Raw genomic sequence first — 19,284 nt, forward strand, 5'->3', positions numbered from 1 at the left:
GAGCCCCATGCTGAAGACCCGCATCATCCCCTGCCTCGACGTGGCCGACGGCCGCGTGGTTAAGGGTGTGAATTTCGTCGACCTGATCGATGCCGGCGACCCGGTGGAGGCCGCGCGCGCCTATGACGCTGCGGGCGCGGACGAGCTGTGTTTCCTCGACATCCACGCCACGCATGAAAACCGCGGGACGATGTACGACCTGGCGACGCGCACGGCGGAGCAGTGCTTCATGCCGCTGACCATCGGCGGCGGTGTGCGGACGCCCGAGGATGTGCGCGCGCTGCTGCTGGCCGGGGCCGACAAGGTCAGCTTCAACTCGGCCGCGGTGGCCGACCCGGACGTGATCGCCCGCGCCGCCGACCGGTTCGGCAGCCAGTGCATCGTCTGCGCCATCGACGCCAAGACTGTGGAACCGGGCCGGTGGGAGATCTTCACTCATGGCGGCCGCCGCCCCACCGGCATCGACGCTGTGGACTTCGCGGTGACCATCGCGGGCAAGGGCGCGGGAGAGATCCTGCTGACCTCGATGGACCGCGACGGGACCAAGCAGGGCTTCAACATCCCGCTGACCCGCGCCATCGCGGATGCGGTGGAGGTGCCGGTGATCGCGAGCGGCGGCGTCGGCACGCTCGACCACCTGGTCGAAGGCGTGACCGAGGGCCACGCATCCGCCGTTCTGGCCGCCTCGATCTTCCATTTCGGCACCTACACGATCGGCGAAGCCAAGGCCCACATGGCCGCCGCCGGTATCCCGATGAGGATGACATGACCACGCTTTCCCGCCTCGCCGCCACCATCGAGGCCCGCAAGGGCGCCGATCCGGACACGTCCTGGACCGCGAAGCTGCTGGCCAAGGGCCCGGAGAAATGCGCCGAGAAGTTCGGCGAGGAAGCGGTCGAGGCGATCATCGCCGCCGCCAAGGGCGACCGCGAGAACCTGACGCGGGAAGCGGCTGACGTGCTCTATCACCTGCTCGTCATGCTGGCCGCGCGCGACGTGACGCTGGACGAGGTGATGGCGGAACTCGACCGCCGCGAAGGCACCTCCGGGCTGGCGGAGAAGGCGTCGCGAAACACGTAGCTGCTTCTTCTGGTCGCAAATATCCCGGGGGTTTGGGGGCAGAGCCCCCAACCGCACGAAGTGCCGGAAAGAACGCGCCGAAGGCGCTCCGCTGTTTTCAGAGACGGGACGAGATGATGCCGGTCGCGATCCCGGCATTGCGCAGTTCGGAAAACAGGCGCTGATATTCCATCTTCGGGCACATGTTCTGGATCACGTCGATCCCCCGTGCCTCTGCCTTCGCCGCCGCCTCGGGGTGCGACACGCCGATCTGCATCCAGATCGTCTGCAGCTTCGGCAGGTGTTCCAGCGCCTCGTCGACGATTTCGGGCACGAATTCCGGGCGGCGGAAGATATCGACGAAATCGACATCCGCGTCCTTCGGGATCGAGGCAAGATCGGGATAGACGGTCTCGCCCAGCAGCGTGTCGCCCGCGTTGACCGGGTTGACCGGGATCACCCGGAACCCCTTGAGCGACAGGTATCGGGCGACGTAATAACTCGGCCGGATCGGGTTCGGTGAAATGCCCACACCGGCAATCACGCGGGTGCGCTGAAGTATCTTTCGAAGATATGAATCGGAATAGGACATGGCTTTCCCATAGCATGTTCACAGGCACAAAAAAGCGCCCGAACCACGAAGGCCGGGCGCAAGTCACGGAACGAGGGACAGTGAATATGAACGCGAGTGTTCCGTACCCGCATTCAGGAATATAGATAGGATCGCACCAGCCGTTTTAAAGGTCACGTAATATCAGCGTTACCGCTGAGTTAAGTGGACTGCGGCCGGCTGCGCGAATGCGCGTTTAATAATTTGAAAAATATAAACAAATACCGCATCGCGAGGGCGCGATCCTGTCCGAAAAGGCTGGTCGACAGGAGGTGCGGCGCCACGGCTGGGCCGCCGTATAACGCGGCAAACGCGCAAAAATGCACAGGAATGGCCGGCTTTTTTGACGGATGAGGAAAGACTCGCCTAGGACCGCCGGCTCGCCGCATAGAGCGAGACCGCGGCGGCGTTGGAGACGTTCAGCGATCCGAACGCGCCCGCGAAGGGGATCCGCGCCAGCGCATCGCAGCTTTCGCGGGTCTTCTCGCGCAGACCCGGGCCCTCGGCCCCCAGAACAAGACCCAGCGGCCCCGGATGCGCGGCCAGAACCTCGTCCAGCGGCGCATCCGCCTCACCGGCCAGGCCGACCAGCGCATAGCCCATCTCGCGCAGTTCCTCCATCGCGCGGGCGAGGTTTGCGACGCGCAGGTAAGGCTGTCGTTCCAGCGCGCCGGACGCGGTCTTTGCTAGCGCCCCGGTCTCTGGCGCGGAATGGCGGGCGGTGGCGATGACGGCGCGGGCGCCGAAGACCTCGGCCGAGCGCAGGATGGCGCCCACGTTATGCGGATCGGTGACCCGGTCGAGCAGTACCACGAGCGGCGCCTCGCCGGGGCCGAAGCCGCAGGCATCCGCCGGTCTGCCCCAGTCGAGCGGCTTTACCTCCAGCGCCGCGCCCTGATGCACGGAGCCGGGGTCGAGCGGGGCCGGGAACCTGCGCGGATCGGCAATCTCGGGCTCGATGCCGCCGGCCGCCAGCGCGTCGCCCAGCCGGTCGGCGGCGTTCTTGGTCAGCACCAGCCGCAGCTTTTCCCGCGCCGGATTTTCCAGCGCGTCGCGCACCGCGTGCAGCCCGAAGAGCCACACCGTCTCCGCCGCCGCGGCGCGCCTGCCGCGTTCCTTCTCGATCACCCATTTGGGTTTCTTCATCGCTCGGGCTCCCGGTTTCGCCGCGTCGTTCGTCATGCGACGCATGAGGCGGAACGGCAAGGGATTTAACGGTTGACGGTCCCCGGAGCTACGGATAATCAGCGCTCCACGTCGGGCGACGTGCTGCAAGGTGCGGCAGCGGACTGTAACTCCGCCGGGGAGACCCATGCCTGGTTCGATTCCAGGGTCGCCCACCATTCCCCCTCATTCCAATGACTTAGGCTGCAGGATGCAGTGGCGGGGCATTCGGTTTGCATGCCGACACTGCACCTTCCGGCCAGGAAAATTCTCTTGCAGCGGGCGGGTGCGGCGAACCTGCCTTCTTGCAGCAGGCGGGCTGATCCGGTTTCAGGGCCCCGAGGTCGGGTAGTGGTGCGGCCAGGGCGGTCGAGCGTGTCACTGTTCTGGTTGTTACAGACGCCGGGCCTTTACGGTACGGGCTGCGCGTTCCGGGGCGATCGCCAGACAGCGCATCGGGATTCGTTTGCCGACCGTTAGGTGATCGTGAAAAGTGGCGGATACGTGCGCTGTATTCGGATTGCGGCGGCGGGATGGTATTGACTGCGACTATTTCGACGCAGAGACTGTAACTGCGCCAATTTCTGTTACAGTGATATTTCGCAGATGCAAAATCACCTAAAGAATTGCATAGAAGAAAGTTCACACCCGACCGAGCTTTCTCCCGAATTGATAAGCGACCTGTCAAGTATTCGTTTTCGATGCGACAGCGCGTCGGAAATCAAGATCAGCCGAGATGATAACGTTTCCTACGATGCTCAGGTGTCTCTTCGGTTCGATGGCCTGGGGCTTTATGTTTCGGGCGATATCTTTATTCCCGGCAAGCAGCGCAGGAACGGAATACTCCTGGGCGGGCGCGATGACTGGGAGATGTCGTTTTACGGCCGCATCAGCAGTTATCTTGATCTGGGCGGCGAAGCAGACGGAATGGTTTGTCTTATCGTTCCCTGCGCCTTGTCTTCGAATACCGGTCGGGATTCGGGGGAGCTGATCACAAACGGTGTCCTGCAGGCGGTGTTTTCGACGACCGGCGGCAAGGGCGAGATCGTCTCCTGCCGGCTGGATACCGTGGAAGGCGCCGGATCGGAACTCTGGTGGCCGGGCGCGTCTGTCGAGATACCGGTCGATGGCGAGAAACTCGATTACTTCCGGCGCGTGCGGTTTCGCTATGTGCTCGGTCCCGGGACCGAGAAAGAAGGCGCCGGCATTCGCAGCCTGTTCGATCCCGAGTCGAAGGAAAGCATTCATTCCGCGCTGAAGCAGCATGGTATCCACGTGATCGCCGAAGAGATCACCGATACCAAGGCATTCCACGGAGAGTTCGAATCCGCCGACGCATTCCGCGAGCTGAGCGCGCAGATGCTGATCGACGCGTATCTCAGGAAAAGCCAGGCGACGGTGCCGGAGCCGGACTGGGAACACACCATCGTCTTTGCCGGGCTGACGGATAATAACGAGAGGAATCCGGAAAGCGACGCGCCGCCCCAGGAATACAAGAACATGTTCAGCGGCGTGTCCTACGGGTTCGACCGGCCGGTCAACCGGTTCCGCAGCAGGTTCGGATCCGTCATCAACGTGACCGAAACGACGCGGATCACCGCTAAGTCACAGATGGGCGGTGTCAGCGATGTCACGTGGACGCTGCGCAGCGTGACCCTGCATGAAATCGGCCACCTGCTGAACCTGCCGCATTCCTGGTCACGTCACCTGGGACATGGCTTTCTGCCCCGCAATGCCGAAGCCAGCGCCAGCTGGGTGAATTACCATTCGCTTTATCCCGTCGGTCCCTTCGCGCGCGCGGTCATCAATTCCTTCGAGCACGAGGACCAGCGTCCGGCTCTCTTAACCGCGCGCCGGGAAAACTATTTCTCGAAGATGAAAGAGGGCCAGTACGATGAAGCCGAGGACAGCTTCATCCGGCATGCGCCGCTCAACCAGATCGCCCAGGGTGGGCTGACTTTTCTCGACTCGGCGCGGCAGGCGCCGGCGCTGGTGATGCCGCAGGGCGACCGGAACAAGCCTATGGGGGATCAGCTTCAGGTCGTGACTCTCAGCGGAGGTGAATGGAAGCCGCTGGAAAAGCTCGAGCTCTGGCAATGGCACGCGTCCAGGAATAGGTCGGTCACGGAGATTCCTCCGATTCCCGCTTTCATCCGGCTGAAGGACTTTCAGGACGAGTTCCTCTGGTACAGCCTCGCGACCGGTAGCCTGCAGATCGTCATGCGGGCGGAACACGGTGAAGAAACCCAGTGGTCGCCGCCAAGAAATGTCTGTGTGCTTGACCCGATGCGCCTGCTGCCTTCGAATCCCGAATTCGCCGCAACGTCCGGCCTGCCGGAGAAGGCAGTCGTCCAGCCCGGAGCGACGTTGATGGGTTTCCCCTGGATCATGAAGGAAGATGTGAGTGCGCATTTCAACACCTTCTGGCATGGGGACCGTCCCAAGAGGCTGACGTTCCAGGTCATAGGTTACCGGGTCAGCGGCGTCGTCATGCGTTCGAACATCTTCGAGGTCGAGTATACCGAGAAGAAGGACATCGGTTCTGACTATATTGCATTCGAACAAAGTCGGACTGCCCGGGACCGAGAGTTCTTTAAAGTCCCGCCGGAGACGATCCATCTCGCGCCCCACGAAACGTTAGATACCAGTATGCAGGAGCTTCGTGGTGCGCCCATCATCCCAACCTGACCTGCGAACACAGGAGTGACCATGGCTTTCCCTAATCCCATCAAGCCGCTCATAGCGGCCTATGCCAACCTGAATGGCACGCTTTTCGCGATGTCGGTCGATCGGAGCCAGTCGCAGAACGCGCTGAAATATCTTGGCCGGGCGACGGCGGACGGTTCCTCGAACGATACCGACGAAGACTGGCACGAGACGAGCCTGCAATTTCTGAACGCCAACTCGCCGGACACCGGCGATTACAGTGTCGTCTCCGGCAATCCCGCCACGAACAACTCCGCAGGTGGCGAACTGCTGCAATCCCCGTGGTACGCGATCTTCGAGCATGGGAGCGACGCCGGTGCCGGCGGCGCCGGCGATCTATGGGTCGGTCGTTTCTTTCAGACTGACGATGCGGGTGGCGTCGCGGGCCTGGACCCTGCACCGGCGGAGGGCAAGGTGTTTGTCTTTGAACGGAACCAGGCGACCGAGGTGGCTGACGGGCTGCCGCACCTGATCGCACTGGACGCCAGGCGCGCCGTGCTGATCGAGACCTACGGCGATGCCGGTGCACCCGGAACATTCGGCGCCGAACACGGCGGCAGCGGGTCGTTGCGCAACGAGTGGTAATACGGAATGACCAGGGTAGCTCCCCAACTTATGGTTGGGGACCGTCCCAAGATCTATTGGGACGGAACACACAGGGCTGCGGTGCCCGAGGAAACCTGGGACCGCATCCAGCCCCTGCTTTCCCGGGCAGGGGTCACGCGCATCGGCGAGCTGACCTCGCTTGATCGCATCGGGCTGCCGGTCGCGCAGGCAATACGCCCCATGTCACGGGCGCTGACCACCAGCCAGGGTAAGGGCACAACCCCGGTTACCGCCCGGGTCTCGGCCGGGATGGAGGCGCTGGAAAAGTGGCATGCCGAAATCCTGGAAAAGCCCGACTTGAAGGGCACGTCCGATCATCTGTCCGGATCCAACCAGGTTGTTGATCTGGAACGCGCGACATTGACCGCGAGCGGCCCCGCGGAAGCTATGGCCGGGACCGAGTTATCCTGGGTCGAGGGCGTGTCGCTGTGGAGCGGCGATCCGATCCTCGTTCCATGGGATTACGTCCACCTCGATACGACCGCACCATGCGAGTCGTCGCTGCTGCCGCGCGGATCGAACGGCCTTGCCTCGGGCAATACGCGGCCCGAAGCGATCTTTGCCGGGCTGTGCGAAGTGATCGAGCGCGACGCGGTGGCGGATTTCCGCGCCCTCGACGCGCGGGCGCGGGCCAGACGGCGTGTGGGTGCCAACGCGATTTCCCGCACCCGTTTCGGCGACCTGACGGACATGATCGTCAGGGCTGGCTTTACCCTGGACGTCTGGAATGCCCAGAACGACCTTGGCGTGCCGGTGTTCGTCGCGACGATCACGCCCAGGCCGGGCACCGACGCGCCGGTGGCAGGGTTGTCGGCAGGCGGATCGGGGTGCCACCTGGATCCCGAGATCGCCCTTGTTCGTGCCGTCCTGGAAGCGGTGCAGAGCCGGCTGACCCGTATTTCCGGCGCGCGGGACGATCTGGCGTCGATTCACTTCGGGCAGGCACGGAACAACGAGATCGGCGCATTCCTTGCACAGTTCTTCGAGGAACCGGTGTTCGAGGAGCCTATCGAGAGTGCCGCGCTTGGTGACTGCGCCGGCGAAGACATTCATGTGCTGGCGGGGCGGCTGAACGCCGCCGGATGCGACGAACCCGTGGTCGTCGACCTCAGCCTGCCGGACACCGACATCCATGTCGTTCGCGTGGTCACGCCCGACCTGGGGATCGTCGGGCCGAACGGCAGCGCGCGGCGCGGCGCCCGGCATACCTGGCGGCTCCAATGACGATCCGGCGGTACGTGTTTGCCGGATCCAGCCTGTCGCCGCCCGACAAGGAGGCGTTTCCGGAAATCGAGTTCCTGCCGCCGGTCGGCGAGGCCGACATCCTGCGGCTGCTCGATGGCCAGACAGCGGTCATCGGCATTATCGACGGTTATTTCGGCGACCGGCGCGCCGTCACTCACAAGGAGATCGTGCTGGCGATGGCGCTTGGCGTCACCGTCTTCGGGGCCGCATCGATCGGCGCTCTGCGCGCGGTCGAGTTGCAGCAATACGGAATGATCGGCGTCGGGGAGGTGTTCGAATGCTACCAGTCCGGGCGGCTGAACGACGATGGCGACGTCGCCCTGCTTCATGGCCCGGCAGAGATGAACTACCAGGCGCTGACCATTCCCCTGGTCGAGGTGGCGGCGACCCTGAAAGCCCTGGAGGCGCGTGACCGCATCAGCCACCAGACCGCCAGATCGCTGTTTCAATGCGCAGGGCGGGTTCATTTCGCCGAACGGACGTGGGGCGCGGTCACCGCCAGCCATTCCAGCGACAGTCGATATGCGTTGCGCCTGACCGAAGAGCTGGAAGCGGCCCACGTGGAACGCAAGCGGCTGGACGCGCTGGCGATGCTGAATCAGATGCGGACCGCCGGCGGTCTGGCTGCGGATCGGCGGCCCGATCTGCCGCCGTTCACACCCTATTTCCTGGAAACGCTGCAGCGAGCCGGGTTCGCGGCGGACGATTTCATACCACGAAACCAGCTTTCGTGAGGCCCTCGACAAGGTTGTCGTGGTGGTCCTGACGGCGCAGGCTGTAATTTCCCAGAAACCACTGAATCGCGACCTTCGGCGAATAGGGCTCGTCGCCACGCCAGGATTCGGAGAGTAGCTGTTCCGCCCGTTTCACCTCGTGGCTGGCCTCTGCGAGACGGCCGAGCATGGCCAGCGTCGCGCCGCGCAGGATCAGCGGGTGGATCGGGTTGCGGATCTCGCCGATGTTCAGGAACTGCAGCGCCTTCTCGTATTTGCGCTGGAAGTAATACAGCTCTCCGTAGTCGGTCTGCATGAAATCCAGGTCGTTGACGAGGCGGCTTCTGGCCAGGTCGTAATAGTGCTCGGCCTTTTCGGTGTTCCCGAGGTAGAGATAGCCGGTGCCGACCGCGTTCAGCCGGTAAGCCTCGTAAGGGCGCAGGGACTCTGTCTTCTGCAGAAAACGTTCCGCCTGATCGAATTCTCCGGCCCGAATGAAGCACCATGCCATGGACAGGTTCGCATTCCCGTAGCGCCCGTCGAGAACCAGGGCGCGGCGAGCGAGCTGGAGCGCCCGCGCCTGCCGCTTTTCACGCTCCAGGCCGATTGCCGTGTTGCGCCGCGACGAGTTGTAGCTGCCGATCAGGTAGGTGTAGGGCGGCAGGAAGGACGGCTCCAGCTCGATCGCGCGTTCCAGATAGGGTTCGGCGAGGTTGTAATAGCCGGGGTCCGTCGCGCCGAGGATGTTGATCTTGGCGTGGACGTAGTTCTGATATGCGCTCCATTCCTCTTCCGGAACCAGATCCAGGCGCTGCTGTTCCGCGCGCTCGATGGCCGGAAGTGTCGCGAAGGCGATGTCCTCGACCGCGTCCAGTACGGTCTGGGACGAGTCCATGTTGACCTGCCGGGGCGGCACATCGGCAATCTGCTTTCCGGTATCCACTTCGGTGATCGCCGTCGTCAGTTCGAAGCCATCCGACAGCTTCATGGCGGAAGCCGTGACGATATAGGCCGCGCGCGCTTCGGCGGCGGCGGCGCGCGCCTCGCCCAGATCCAGCGACAGCTTGATGCTGGTTGCGCCGGAGAGCGTTTCGATCTCGCGCATGGCACTGTATCGCGCGATCAGGCGAGAGGTGACCTGGCCGAGAAGCTCTGCCTCACCGGTCCGGTCGGACACCGCGTGCGCCACAACCATCACAAGCGGCGGGCGCTGCTGCCCGCGCGGAGGCTGGGGCTGGAGCGCCGGAGCGCCGGCCGCGGAGCGTCCGTTCTTTGATCTGAGAAGGGTCTCGCGGGTCTGGTCGCTGACCGGGAACCCAAGGTCTGCCAGGGCGCTCTCGACTGTGCGGTACACGCGCAGCGCCTTCGACACGTCCCCCTGGGTCGCGTGCAGTTCCATCGCGGTGCGGGCGGCGCGTTCGTTCTCGGGTTCCATGCGCAGGACAGCATGTGCCGCTTCCAACCGGCTTTCCACGCTGGCCTTGTCATCCGCCATCACCCGCTCGGCCTCGCGCACGCGCTGGCTGAGCGTGCTGCGACGTGCGGATTCGAGCCAGCTGTCGAATTCAGGGGTTATGCCGCCAAGGTCTGTCAGAAGGTCTTCGGTGTTGGAGAACTGCAGGCTGGCGGATTCATCCCAAAGGTCGAAATCCACCGAGTTCGGTTCGACGGCAATCGAAAGCCGGTCAATGGAAAAGACCGAGTCGACCAGCGGTCCCATGGACTTGCGGATGTCGTGAATCGACTGCCGCAGCGAGGATTGCGCCTGCTCGGATTCACGGGTTGGCCACATCAGGTTCAAGAGGTCGTTTCTTCTTACCGCCCGTCGGTGGTTCATCAGGCAATAGGCGAGAATTCCCGTTGCCTTGCGCGCCTTCGGCAGTAGCGACACGCCTTCGACCGATCGAACGCGGAATGCCCCGGTCAATGAAACCTTGATGACAGGCTGTGAGCGCACACCCTGGGCGTTCACATTCATATTCCTCTGACCACCCCTGTTTAGTTTTGTACCCAAATCTACGGGAACATTTCGCCGATGCAATGATTTCGAAATCAAGCTGCCAAATAGTGCCGTTGTCTTTGCTCAATAAATGGCCCGGTCCCGTGACATTGTATTGAGGCGTCTGTCTGCCGCTCTGTATCGCGGATTCAGGGGGCTGGTCGAGTGGTGATGACGAGGATTCCGGAATCCTCTGACGGTTTTTCCTGAGTGGGCAAGCCGCGGTCAGCCGGCGGACAGGGGCGGCAAAATCCGCCTAATACGCTAATTTCATGCACTTTTCACCAATGGTTAACGGCCAACTCACGCCCTGATCACGCTTGTCGTCCATAGTGAATGCATACAATGACGGAGGAATGCGATGGGCGGGAAGCCCGCTTCGCGACCCTCCCGACACCGAGGAATTTGGAATGCTGATCAATGGTCAAAGCCGGGCACTTACACCGGCGACGTTGTGCTTGCGCGCTGGCGATCGGGCCGATGCCCCGCCGGCAAAGGCGGGTGAAACCTGTTGAGCCTCTATCCGGGCCGCGGAGCAGTTTACGGGGTGGACAGGCTGCCTCGGTCCCGCGGTCCGGCGTGATTTTTACATATTGGTTTTCCGGGGGGCGGGGAGCCATTTTAAAATACATTTGAACCACCGATGGATTCGGCGGTCCATTGGAGAAGCAATTTTTGCTGCCGGGCGCAGGAGTGGTTAGGCAGCCCCTTGCCAGGTGCTCATGTTTCCGGCGTTGTTTTCAACGATCTCTCCGCCCCCCACTTTTCCTGCCCGGTGTGGCAGGCGGTCAGTTCCGGCTGCCGTGCCCGGCACCGCTTCCGTCCCTGCCCAAGAAATCCTGACATCGGCGACGGCGTTTCGTCACAAAAGCGCAACCTCCCTGCCGCTTGCCGGTCATCCGGACGCGCCATGGTCGCATCGTTCCTTTTCTTTGCCGGTCAATTGGTTAAAGGTGCCGGCGAGGGAGGGGGCATCGTTGGCGGCGGCAAGGAGCCAGTAGCGTGAACGACACCTCAAAGACAACGGCAGAACGCGGCCCGCTGATGATCGACCTTGCGCTGCAGGGCGGCGGCTCTCACGGCGCTTTCACCTGGGGTGTTCTGGACCGGATGCTCGAGGTCGGCTGGATAGATATCGAAGGGATTTCCGGCACTTCCGCGGGCGCGATGAACGCGGCCGTCCTTGCACATGGCATCGCCACCGGCGGCAAGGAAGGCGCACGCGCCGCGCTCAGGGATTTCTGGCGGCGGGTGTCGCGCGCGGCGACCTTCAGCCCGTTTCAGCGCAGCCCGATGGACCGCCTGCTGGGGCGCTGGACGCTGGATTATTCGCCCGCCTATGTGACCGCCGACCTGATGGCGCGGATCGTGTCGCCCTATGCACTGGGCATGACCGATCACAACCCGCTCAAGACCATCCTGGACGACATGCTGGATTTCGAGGCGATCGCCGACGGCCCGGTCAAGCTGTTCATCACCGCGACCAATGTGCGGACGGGGCGCGGGCACGTGTTCCGAAAGCACGAGATCACCGCGGACGTGCTTCTGGCCTCGGCCTGCCTGCCGACGCTTTACCGCGCGGTGGAGATCTGCGGGGAGGCCTATTGGGACGGCGGCTTTGCCGGGAACCCGACGATCACGCCGCTGGTCAACGAATGCGAGGCGCGGGACGTGGTGCTGGTGCAGATCAACCCGGTGGACCGGCCGGGGCTGCCGACCGACGCCCGCGACATCCAGAGCCGGATCAACGAGGTGTCCTTCAACGCGACGCTGCTGAAGGAACTGCGGATGATGGCCATCCTGCGCAACGTGGTGGATGCCGGGTCGGGCGAAGGCAAGCTGTGGTCCGAGATGCGGATGCACAGGATCTCCACCGACCTGATGGTGGAACTGGGCGCCTCTTCGAAGCTGAACGCGGAATGGGCCTTCCTCGACATGCTGTTCGAGGAAGGACGGCGCGCGGTCACCGCCTTCGGTGAAAAGCACCGGGACGATATCGGGGTGAATTCCACCCTCGATCTGGAAGACTACATCGCGGAGTGCTGACCATGGGACTGCTCGGCATTCTGATCGGCCTCGGCTTTCTCATGTTCATGGCGTTCCGGGGCTGGACGATCCTGGTGCTGGCGCCGGTGGCGGGGCTGATCGCCGCCGCGTTCTCGCGCGAGCCGCTGCTGGCGCACTGGACCCAGACCTTCATGATCGCGGCCGCCGGCTTCGTGGCGCAGTTCTTTCCGCTGTTCCTGCTGGGCGCGCTGTTCGGCAAGCTGATGGACGACAGTGGATCGGTGCAGGCCATCGCCGACCTGATGACACGCAGGCTCGGCCCGCAGCGGGCGATCCTGGCGGTGGTGCTGGCGGGGGCCATCGTCACCTATGGCGGCGTGTCGCTGTTCGTGGCCTTCTTCCTGATCGCGCCGATGGGGCTGGCGCTGTTCCGCGCCGGGCAGGTGCCCAGGCGGTTGTTGCCGGCGGCGCTGGCGCTGGGGACATCGACCTTCACCATGTCGGCGATGCCGGGCACGCCGTCGATCCAGAACGCGATTCCGATGCCGTTCTTCGGCACCGATCCGTTCGCCGCGCCGGGGCTGGGGATTATCGCCTCGCTGGTGATGTTCGGGCTTGGCATGGGCTGGCTGACGCTGGCGCAGCGGCGCGCGATGCGGGCGGGCGAGGGGTTTGAAGGCACGGACCTGCCGCTGGCGGTCGAGGAGGCAGCGGTCGGGGCTTCGCAGGACCTGAAAGTCCGCGAACTGGTCACTACGGCTGGCGAGTTCGACCCGGCGGAGATCGACCGCGGCGAACGCGCGCCGGAAGGGCCGGGCGCCATCATCGCCGCCACGCCGCTGGTCGTTGTGATCGCGGTGAACCTGATCCTGTCGCAGTTCGTTCTGCCGAATATCGACGCCAGCTTCCTTGCGGAACCGCGCTGGGGCGGTGTGACGCTGGCATCGGTCGCGGGTGTCTGGTCGGTGGCGACGGCCTTGGCGGTCGCCATTCTGGTGCTGGTCCTGCTGAACTGGGAGCGGCTGGCCGATCTGCGTGCCTCCGTCGACGCAGGGGCGAACGCGTCTGTCCTGCCGGTGGTCAGCGTGGCCAGCCTCGTCGGCTTCGGCGCCATCGTCGCGGCGCTGCCGGCCTTCGAGACGGTCAGCAACTGGGTGCTGGGGATCGACGGCGGGCCTCTGGTCTCGCTCGCCGTGGCGACGAACATCCTGTCGGCGCTGACCGGGTCCGCATCCGGCGGCATGACCATTGCGCTGGAGGCGCTGGGCGAGACCTACATGCAGATGGCGACGGAACTGGGCATCAACCCGGAGCTGCTGCACCGGGTGGCGGTGATCTCTTCCGGTACGCTCGACAGCCTGCCGCATAACGGTGCGGTGGTGACGATGCTGGCCGTGTCGGGCTGTACACACCGCGACAGCTACCTGGATATTGTCATGGTCGCGGTGGTGGGCGCTCTGGCCGCGCTGGCGGTGGTAATCCTGCTTGGCACGGTTTTCGGGTCGTTCTGACCGATATTTTTCGCAGAATGACAGCTTTTTTGCCGCCAATTAACGCTGCACTCACGGCGCGATCACGCTCGTAGGTCATAGTGACCTCATCCCGCATTGCTTTCTCGTATGGCGGTTGGGTCGCGGGTGATGGCCTTTTCGCACGGGTTCTGTGTACGAGTGGACATTTTTTGCTGAGGGCGGGGGGTTTTTCAGCATTTGTTTCGAGGGCTGTTGGATGAGAAAGCCCGTATGACGTAGACGTAGATGCCGGTTGGGATTTGGACTTGCCAAGCATGGGTGAATTTTTGGCCAGTCCGGTTCCGATGATGTTTCCTCCCTGTATTGTCCCCGCCCTCATCTTCCCGGTTCCCCGGGCCCGCGACCTCGCGGGCCGGAAAGCCGTATCTTCCCGGAAATGGTTATTGCGGCTGGAGCTCAGGGTGTTTTCGACCCTTCAGGTGGCTAGTCCGGCAATCACGGCCGATTTCCACGCCGTCGCATAATCCCGCATCGCGCCGGAGACACCGGACATCTCTGTCCCCGGATCGAATGCGGCGTGGCCGTCGCCGGATCTGACGAGCAGGGCCGCGCCCTGGCTGGTGCCTGTGGTCCCCTCGGATGCAACGACCGGGCTGCCGGTCGCCGCGATCAGCATGCGGCAATAGTCGGCGTTCCTAGCGAACGGACCCTCCACCACGATGGGTCCGTCATGGCCGATCAGGTCGAGGCATGCGGCGGTGACCAGAGCTAGGTAAAAGCTGGCGGCGGCGGTCCGTTCTCCGCTGCCAAGGCGCGGTTCCGACGGGGTCCATCGGGCCGCACGATGCTGAAACGGGCCGGAATCGCCGACTATCGCGGGCAGCAGCATGATTTCTTCGCCAAGGACCTTCGCGACGTCGGCGTCGGATGGCGCCGCGAACTGGCCGGAGATGATGGTCTCGAACTCCCGCCCGCCCATGAACCGGGCGGAGGGGACGGGATCGCCCAAGGCATTCACGTTGACCAGCGTGTCGCGGGCGGGGTCCAGATCGGCGCGCTTTCCGCCAACCGCCATCGCGATCACCCAGGTGCCGGTGGAGACCACGGTGAAAGGTGCTTTGCGGGTCAGCACATGCGGCAGGAGCGAGGCGTTGGAGTCGTGGATGCCGCAATGGACCGGCGTGTCGGGGGCAAGGCCGGTGCGCGCGGCGATCTCTGGCAGGATCGGGCCGAGAATTTCGGCCGGCGGGCGCGGCGCCGCGACCTTATCGCGAATGCCGAGGCGGTCGACGAGGGTGGAAAAGGTGCCTTCGTAGGGGTTCCAGAGATCCGTGTGACAGCCCAGCGACGTGACATCCGTCGCCGCCACGCCGGTCAGGCGGAAGCCCCAGTATTGCGGATAGGTGACCACCGTCGCGGTCCGGTCCGGCAAGTCCGGATCCGTCGCGAACATCCAGTGGATCTGCGCGCCGACGTTAAGGCCCATCGGCAGGCGTGGCGAGCCTGTCTCGGAAAACGGCGGGCGGATCGCATCGTATTCGGCGGCCACGTCATCTGGCCCGGTATGCTCGTAATCCAGCACCGGCGCGGCAAGCCCGCCGTCCCGGTCCAGCAGCACGCCGGACGCGCCGTGCGTGGTGACCGAGATCGCGTCGATCCCATGCTCCGCATGAAATGCCGCCAGCCCGTCGAGCAGGAAGTCCCAGTGCCCCTCCACATCGAAATGCGGCCAGGGCGGGCCGGGCAGCACTCTGTTCGGGCGGGTCACCACGGCGATTTCGGTCAGCGTCTCGCGGTCGACCAGCGCCAGCTTGGCGTTGGTCTTGCCGATGTCGATGACGGCGACGTGGCTCATAGCATGTGGAAAACGGGGGTCAGCGGCACCGCGACGGGTTCGTTATCCGGGTGGGTTTCCATGATGTCGGACATGTGCGCCCACCATTTCTTCATCACCGGGTGGTGTGGCAGGTCGTCCATGCCGTGATCCTTCTCGCGCCAGAGCACGCCGAACAGGGTGTTTGTCTCTTCGTCGAGATGGATCGAGTAATCGGATACGCCCGCCTCGCGCAGCAGCGCTTCAAGCTCGGGCCAGATCTCATCATGCCGTCGCTTGTATTCTTCCTTGGCGCCGGGGTTCAGCTTCATCCTGAAGGCGTATTTCTCCCTCACCAGAACCTCCACATTTGCCAGAGCCGGGGCAGGGCGATGACCGCGATCAGCAACAGGCCGATGAAGATCGACATCACGATGCCCGGCACGTTCAGAAGACCGAGGCCGAAGGTCACCAGGCCCATGACGAAGGCGGCGATCACCACGCCGGGGATGGAGCCGGAGCCGCCGAGGATGCTGACGCCGCCGAGGACCACCATCGTCACCACCTCCAGCTCCCAGCCGAAGGCGATGGAGGGGCGGGTGGAGCCGAGGCGCGAGGTCAGGCAGATCGCGGCGATGCCGGACATCAGGCCGGTCAGCAGGAACAGGATGAACTTCACCCGCCGCACCCGGATGCCGGAGAACAGCGCGCCGGTCGGGTTGTTGCCGATGGCATAGACGGCGCGGCCGAAGTTGGTCTTGTGCAGCAGGATGCCGAAGATCACCGCGAGCGCGGCGAAGAGCACGAATTCAAAGCTGATCACCCACCAGACATAGCCCTGGCCGAAATAGGCGAAGGCGGACGGATAGCCTTTGTACACCTGATCGCCCAGCACGATGTAGGAGATGCCGCGAAACAGGCTCATCGTGCCGATCGTCACGACGATCGAGGGCAGGCCCATCCCGGTGACCAGCACCCCGTTGAACGCGCCGCAGATCAGGCCGGTGCCGATCCCGATCAGGACCAGTGTCACGACGCCCACGTCGAACTGTGCCGCCGCCCCCATCGCGGTGGAGGCCAGCGCGATGATCGACGCGACCGACAGGTCGATCTCGCCCGAGATGATCAGCAGCGCCATGGCGAAGGCGATCATCGCCTTTTCGGTGAAGTTGAAGGTCGCGTCGGAAAGGTTCCAGGCGTTCAGGAAGTAGGGCGAGGCGAGGCTGTTGGCGATGAAGATCGCGACGGCCACGGCCAGCAGCAGGACTTCCCAGCTTTTCAGAAGGCGCGCGGCGGGGCTGTCCAGGCGGTCAGGGATATGTCTGGCAACGTCGGTCATGCCGTGCCCTCTGCGCGTTTCAGGATGATGCGGCCCTTCGTGCGGCTGGCGCGGGCGTTGAAGGCGACCGCGATGACGATGGCGCTGCCGGAAATGGCGAGCTGCCAGAAGGGCGAAATGCCGATGACGGGCAGGGCGTTCTTGACGATGCCGAGGAAGAGCGCGCCCAGCAGCGTGCCGAGGATCGTGCCGGCGCCGCCCGCGATGGAGATGCCGCCGATCACGCAGGCCGCGACGACCTCCAGCTCAAAGCCGCCGGCGATGTCGACATAGGCCACGGCATAGCGCGCGACCCAGAGATAGCCGGTCAGCCCGGCAAGGGTGCCGGAGATGACGAAGGCCCAGAACTGCGTGCGGCCCACGTTCAGGCCGGTATAGACGGCAGCGTTCGGGTTGCCGCCGACGGCGTAGAAGGCGCGGCCAAGCGGCGTGCGGGCGATGACCAGCAGGAACATCGCCACGGCGATGATGGCGATCCAGCTGAGCATCGGCAGACCCAGGACCTCGGCACGGGGAAATCCGGTGAAGGCGGCGCTCATCTCGTGCGAGTTCACCCATTCGCCGCCGGAGATGACGAAGATGATGCCGCGGTAGATCGTCATCGTGCCCAGCGTCACCACGATGGGTGGGATCGACAGCGTCCAGACCAGCAGGCCGTTGATCGCGCCCATGACGGCGCCCATCGAGACGGCGATGGCAAGGATCACCGGGATCGGGATACCGGGCATCGACGCGTTCAGCATGGCGCAGACCATGCCGGTCAGCGCAAGGTTCGCGGCGACGGACAGGTCGATGCAGCGGGTCAGGATCACCAGCGTCTGCCCGATCGCCAGCAGGATCAGCGGCGAGGTGTCGTTGAACACTTTCGACAGGTTCGACGGCTCGATGAAGGCGGGAAAGCGCGAGGCGATCAGCGCCAGCAGCGCCACGATCACGGCGATCAGCAGCGCCTCGCGGGACTTCAGGAACTGGGTCACGGCTTGGCTCCGATCCCCGCCGCGTGGCGGACCAGCGTTTCCGGGGTCAGGTCGCCACCGGCGATCTCTGCCGCGATCAGACCCTCGCGCATCACGATCACGCGGTCGGACATGCCCAGGATTTCGGGGATCTCGGAACTGACCATGATCACTGCCAGCCCCTGCGCCGCCAGTTCCGCCATGAAGGCGTGGACGGCGGCCTTGGACCCGATGTCGATGCCCTTGGTCGGCTCGTCGAGGATGATCACGCGCGGCTTCGTCGCCAGCCACTTGGCGATCACCACCTTCTGCTGGTTGCCGCCCGACAGGTTGCCGACATCCTGATCCAGCGAGGCGGCGCGCAGGTCGAGCCGTTCGGTGTATTCGCGGGCCAGCTTGAATTCTTCTGCCAGCCGCAGGAAGCCCCGGTTCGAGGTCTGCGACAGCGACGGCAGCGTGACGTTCTGGAAGATCGGCAGGCCCATGATCGCGCCCTGCTTGCCGCGATCCTCCGGCACATAGACGATGCCGTTGGCGATGGCATCGGCGGGGGAGTGGATGGCGGCGTCGCTGCCGTCGATGCGGATCTTGCCGCCGGAGGGGCGGGTGATGCCGAAGATCGCCTGCATCAGCTCGGACCGGCCTGCGCCCACGAGGCCGTAGAAGCCAAGGATCTCGCCCTTGCGCAGCTCGAAATTGATTCCGTCGAACTCGGTCGGGTGCGCGAAGCCCTCGACCTGCAGAACCGTGTCGCCGACCCGGTGTTCGCTTTTCGGGAAGATGTGGTCGACGTCGCGGCCCACCATCAGGCGCACCAGCTCCGCCTCGTCCACGTCCGACATCAGACCCGCGCCCACCTGCTGGCCGTCGCGGAAGACGGTGTAGCGGTCGGCGATGCGGAAGATCTCGTCGAACTTGTGGCTGATGAACAGGATCGCGCGGCCTTCAGATTTCAGGCGCTCGACCAGTTCGTACAGCTCCTCGATTTCCTTCTGGCTGAGGGCGGCGGTCGGCTCGTCCATGATCACCACGCGCGCGTCGACCGACAGGGCGCGGGCGATGGCGACGAGGTGCTTGTTGGCGATGCCCAGTTCCTTCAGCGGCATCATCGGGTCGAGCGGCGCGTCGATCCGGTCAAGGATGTCTTTCGCCTTGCGGCGCATCGCGGGCCAGTCGATCAGCCCGAAGCGGCCGCGCGGGGCGTGGCCGATGAAGATGTTCTCGGCGACCGTCAGTTCGTCGAACAGCACGGTTTCCTGATGGATCGCGGTGATCCCGGCCTGCGTCGCATGCAGCGCGGTGGGGAAGGTGGTTTCCTGCCCGTCGATCTCTATCCGGCCCTCGTTGGGCTGGAGGATGCCGGTCAGTACCTTGACGATGGTGGACTTGCCTGCGCCGTTCTCGCCGACCAGCGCGGTGACCTGGCCGGGGTAGAGCTCCAGCGACACCTCGGACAGCGCCCTGACCCCCGGAAAGGTCTTGGTGATGCCTGAAAGCGCCATGACCGGGGTGGTCGAAACCCCGGAAGCCGGTCCGATTTCCGCGGATTGCAGCATTCTACCTGCCTGAAAACACGTCAAAAGGCCCGGCGCGGA

The 19,284-nt window shown here is 64.2% G+C and carries 16 protein-coding genes and 1 tRNA gene; 9 read left to right on the top strand and 8 right to left on the bottom strand.

Annotated elements, in window-relative coordinates:
- Nucleotides 1–7: 7 nt before the first annotated feature.
- Nucleotides 8–769, top strand: coding sequence for an imidazole glycerol phosphate synthase subunit HisF (gene hisF / locus HCO70_RS03545; RefSeq protein WP_172293136.1), 762 nt, complete (start codon nucleotides 8–10; stop codon nucleotides 767–769).
- Complete coding sequence (locus HCO70_RS03550) at nucleotides 766–1,080, top strand: phosphoribosyl-ATP diphosphatase (protein WP_172293138.1); 315 nt, start codon at nucleotides 766–768, stop codon at nucleotides 1,078–1,080. The genes hisF and HCO70_RS03550 overlap by 4 nt, the downstream gene beginning before the upstream one ends.
- 97 nt (nucleotides 1,081–1,177) lie before the next feature.
- On the opposite strand, the gene HCO70_RS03555 is transcribed toward HCO70_RS03550, so the two are convergent.
- Both HCO70_RS03555 and rlmB read right to left on the bottom strand, forming a co-directional pair.
- Nucleotides 1,178–1,651 (bottom strand): CoA-binding protein, encoded by a 474-nt coding sequence (locus HCO70_RS03555; protein ID WP_172293140.1) that lies wholly within the window; start codon nucleotides 1,649–1,651, stop codon nucleotides 1,178–1,180.
- A gap of 384 nt (nucleotides 1,652–2,035) precedes the next feature.
- Nucleotides 2,036–2,815, bottom strand: a complete 780-nt coding sequence (gene rlmB, locus HCO70_RS03560; protein ID WP_172293142.1) for a 23S rRNA (guanosine(2251)-2'-O)-methyltransferase RlmB — start codon at nucleotides 2,813–2,815, stop codon at nucleotides 2,036–2,038.
- A 113-nt stretch (nucleotides 2,816–2,928) separates the two neighbouring features.
- Here rlmB and HCO70_RS03565 point away from each other — a divergent pair.
- The 5 genes from HCO70_RS03565 to HCO70_RS03585 all read left to right on the top strand — a co-directional run bounded on the left by HCO70_RS03565 (nucleotide 2,929) and on the right by HCO70_RS03585 (nucleotide 8,124).
- Nucleotides 2,929–3,012 (top strand) — tRNA-Tyr (locus HCO70_RS03565).
- 583 nt (nucleotides 3,013–3,595) lie between these two features.
- Nucleotides 3,596–5,521 (top strand): hypothetical protein, encoded by a 1,926-nt coding sequence (locus HCO70_RS03570; RefSeq protein WP_172293144.1) that lies wholly within the window; start codon nucleotides 3,596–3,598, stop codon nucleotides 5,519–5,521.
- Nucleotides 5,522–5,542: 21 nt separating this feature from the next.
- Nucleotides 5,543–6,124 carry a hypothetical protein gene (locus tag HCO70_RS03575; RefSeq protein WP_172293145.1) on the top strand — a complete coding sequence of 194 codons (582 nt, stop codon included), beginning with the start codon at nucleotides 5,543–5,545 and terminating at the stop codon, nucleotides 6,122–6,124.
- Nucleotides 6,125–6,154: 30 nt separating this feature from the next.
- The gene (locus HCO70_RS03580; RefSeq protein ID WP_216665244.1) at nucleotides 6,155–7,369 is read left to right on the top strand and encodes a YcaO-like family protein; all 1,215 of its coding nucleotides are present in this window, start codon (nucleotides 6,155–6,157) and stop codon (nucleotides 7,367–7,369) included.
- A complete protein-coding gene (locus tag HCO70_RS03585; protein WP_172293149.1) occupies nucleotides 7,366–8,124 on the top strand; it encodes a TfuA-like protein in 759 nt (252 codons plus the stop codon). The genes HCO70_RS03580 and HCO70_RS03585 overlap by 4 nt, the downstream gene beginning before the upstream one ends.
- Here the strand turns inward: HCO70_RS03585 and HCO70_RS03590 are convergent.
- Nucleotides 8,099–10,081, bottom strand: a complete 1,983-nt coding sequence (locus tag HCO70_RS03590) for a BTAD domain-containing putative transcriptional regulator (RefSeq protein ID WP_216665245.1) — start codon at nucleotides 10,079–10,081, stop codon at nucleotides 8,099–8,101. The genes HCO70_RS03585 and HCO70_RS03590 overlap by 26 nt on opposite strands.
- Before the next feature lie 1,023 nt (nucleotides 10,082–11,104).
- Between HCO70_RS03590 and HCO70_RS03595 the strand changes: the two genes are divergently transcribed.
- Both HCO70_RS03595 and HCO70_RS03600 read left to right on the top strand, forming a co-directional pair.
- Nucleotides 11,105–12,148: a patatin-like phospholipase family protein gene (locus HCO70_RS03595; protein ID WP_371742154.1), complete on the top strand. Its 1,044-nt coding sequence runs from the start codon at nucleotides 11,105–11,107 to the stop codon at nucleotides 12,146–12,148.
- Between the two features lie 2 nt (nucleotides 12,149–12,150).
- Complete coding sequence (locus tag HCO70_RS03600; RefSeq protein ID WP_172293153.1) at nucleotides 12,151–13,620, top strand: GntP family permease; 1,470 nt, start codon at nucleotides 12,151–12,153, stop codon at nucleotides 13,618–13,620.
- 436 nt (nucleotides 13,621–14,056) lie between these two features.
- Here the strand turns inward: HCO70_RS03600 and HCO70_RS03605 are convergent, their stop codons facing one another.
- From HCO70_RS03605 to HCO70_RS03625, 5 genes are read right to left on the bottom strand one after another with little or no spacing between them, the layout of a single operon-like run.
- A complete protein-coding gene (locus tag HCO70_RS03605; protein ID WP_172293155.1) occupies nucleotides 14,057–15,436 on the bottom strand; it encodes an FGGY-family carbohydrate kinase in 1,380 nt (459 codons plus the stop codon).
- On the bottom strand, nucleotides 15,433–15,726 hold the full coding sequence (rhaM, locus tag HCO70_RS03610; RefSeq protein ID WP_216665357.1) for an L-rhamnose mutarotase: 294 nt from the start codon (nucleotides 15,724–15,726) through the stop codon (nucleotides 15,433–15,435). Before rhaM ends, HCO70_RS03605 begins: the two co-directional genes overlap by 4 nt.
- A 20-nt stretch (nucleotides 15,727–15,746) precedes the next feature.
- Entirely contained in the window at nucleotides 15,747–16,733 is a 987-nt protein-coding gene (locus tag HCO70_RS03615; protein ID WP_172293159.1) for an ABC transporter permease, read from the bottom strand.
- The gene (locus tag HCO70_RS03620) at nucleotides 16,730–17,710 is read right to left on the bottom strand and encodes an ABC transporter permease (protein WP_172293161.1); all 981 of its coding nucleotides are present in this window, start codon (nucleotides 17,708–17,710) and stop codon (nucleotides 16,730–16,732) included. The genes HCO70_RS03615 and HCO70_RS03620 overlap by 4 nt, the downstream gene beginning before the upstream one ends.
- Entirely contained in the window at nucleotides 17,707–19,245 is a 1,539-nt protein-coding gene (locus HCO70_RS03625) for a sugar ABC transporter ATP-binding protein (RefSeq protein WP_172293163.1), read from the bottom strand. The genes HCO70_RS03620 and HCO70_RS03625 overlap by 4 nt, the downstream gene beginning before the upstream one ends.
- Between the last annotated feature and the right edge of the window lie 39 nt (nucleotides 19,246–19,284).

Source organism: Pseudoruegeria sp. HB172150 (assembly GCF_013184805.1).
Classification (GTDB): domain Bacteria; phylum Pseudomonadota; class Alphaproteobacteria; order Rhodobacterales; family Rhodobacteraceae; genus Psychromarinibacter.

Coding starts and splice junctions, on each gene's coding strand:
- HCO70_RS03625 (WP_172293163.1), bottom strand. CDS start 19,245: ATGCTGCAATCCGCGGAAATCGGACCGGCTTCCGGGGTTTCGACCACC.
- HCO70_RS03590 (WP_216665245.1), bottom strand. CDS start 10,081: ATGAATGTGAACGCCCAGGGTGTGCGCTCACAGCCTGTCATCAAGGTT.
- HCO70_RS03555 (WP_172293140.1), bottom strand. CDS start 1,651: ATGTCCTATTCCGATTCATATCTTCGAAAGATACTTCAGCGCACCCGC.
- HCO70_RS03580 (WP_216665244.1), top strand. CDS start 6,155: ATGGTTGGGGACCGTCCCAAGATCTATTGGGACGGAACACACAGGGCT.
- hisF (WP_172293136.1), top strand. CDS start 8: ATGCTGAAGACCCGCATCATCCCCTGCCTCGACGTGGCCGACGGCCGC.
- HCO70_RS03585 (WP_172293149.1), top strand. CDS start 7,366: ATGACGATCCGGCGGTACGTGTTTGCCGGATCCAGCCTGTCGCCGCCC.
- HCO70_RS03575 (WP_172293145.1), top strand. CDS start 5,543: ATGGCTTTCCCTAATCCCATCAAGCCGCTCATAGCGGCCTATGCCAAC.
- HCO70_RS03615 (WP_172293159.1), bottom strand. CDS start 16,733: ATGACCGACGTTGCCAGACATATCCCTGACCGCCTGGACAGCCCCGCC.
- HCO70_RS03600 (WP_172293153.1), top strand. CDS start 12,151: ATGGGACTGCTCGGCATTCTGATCGGCCTCGGCTTTCTCATGTTCATG.
- rlmB (WP_172293142.1), bottom strand. CDS start 2,815: ATGAAGAAACCCAAATGGGTGATCGAGAAGGAACGCGGCAGGCGCGCC.
- HCO70_RS03550 (WP_172293138.1), top strand. CDS start 766: ATGACCACGCTTTCCCGCCTCGCCGCCACCATCGAGGCCCGCAAGGGC.
- HCO70_RS03605 (WP_172293155.1), bottom strand. CDS start 15,436: ATGAGCCACGTCGCCGTCATCGACATCGGCAAGACCAACGCCAAGCTG.
- rhaM (WP_216665357.1), bottom strand. CDS start 15,726: ATGAAGCTGAACCCCGGCGCCAAGGAAGAATACAAGCGACGGCATGAT.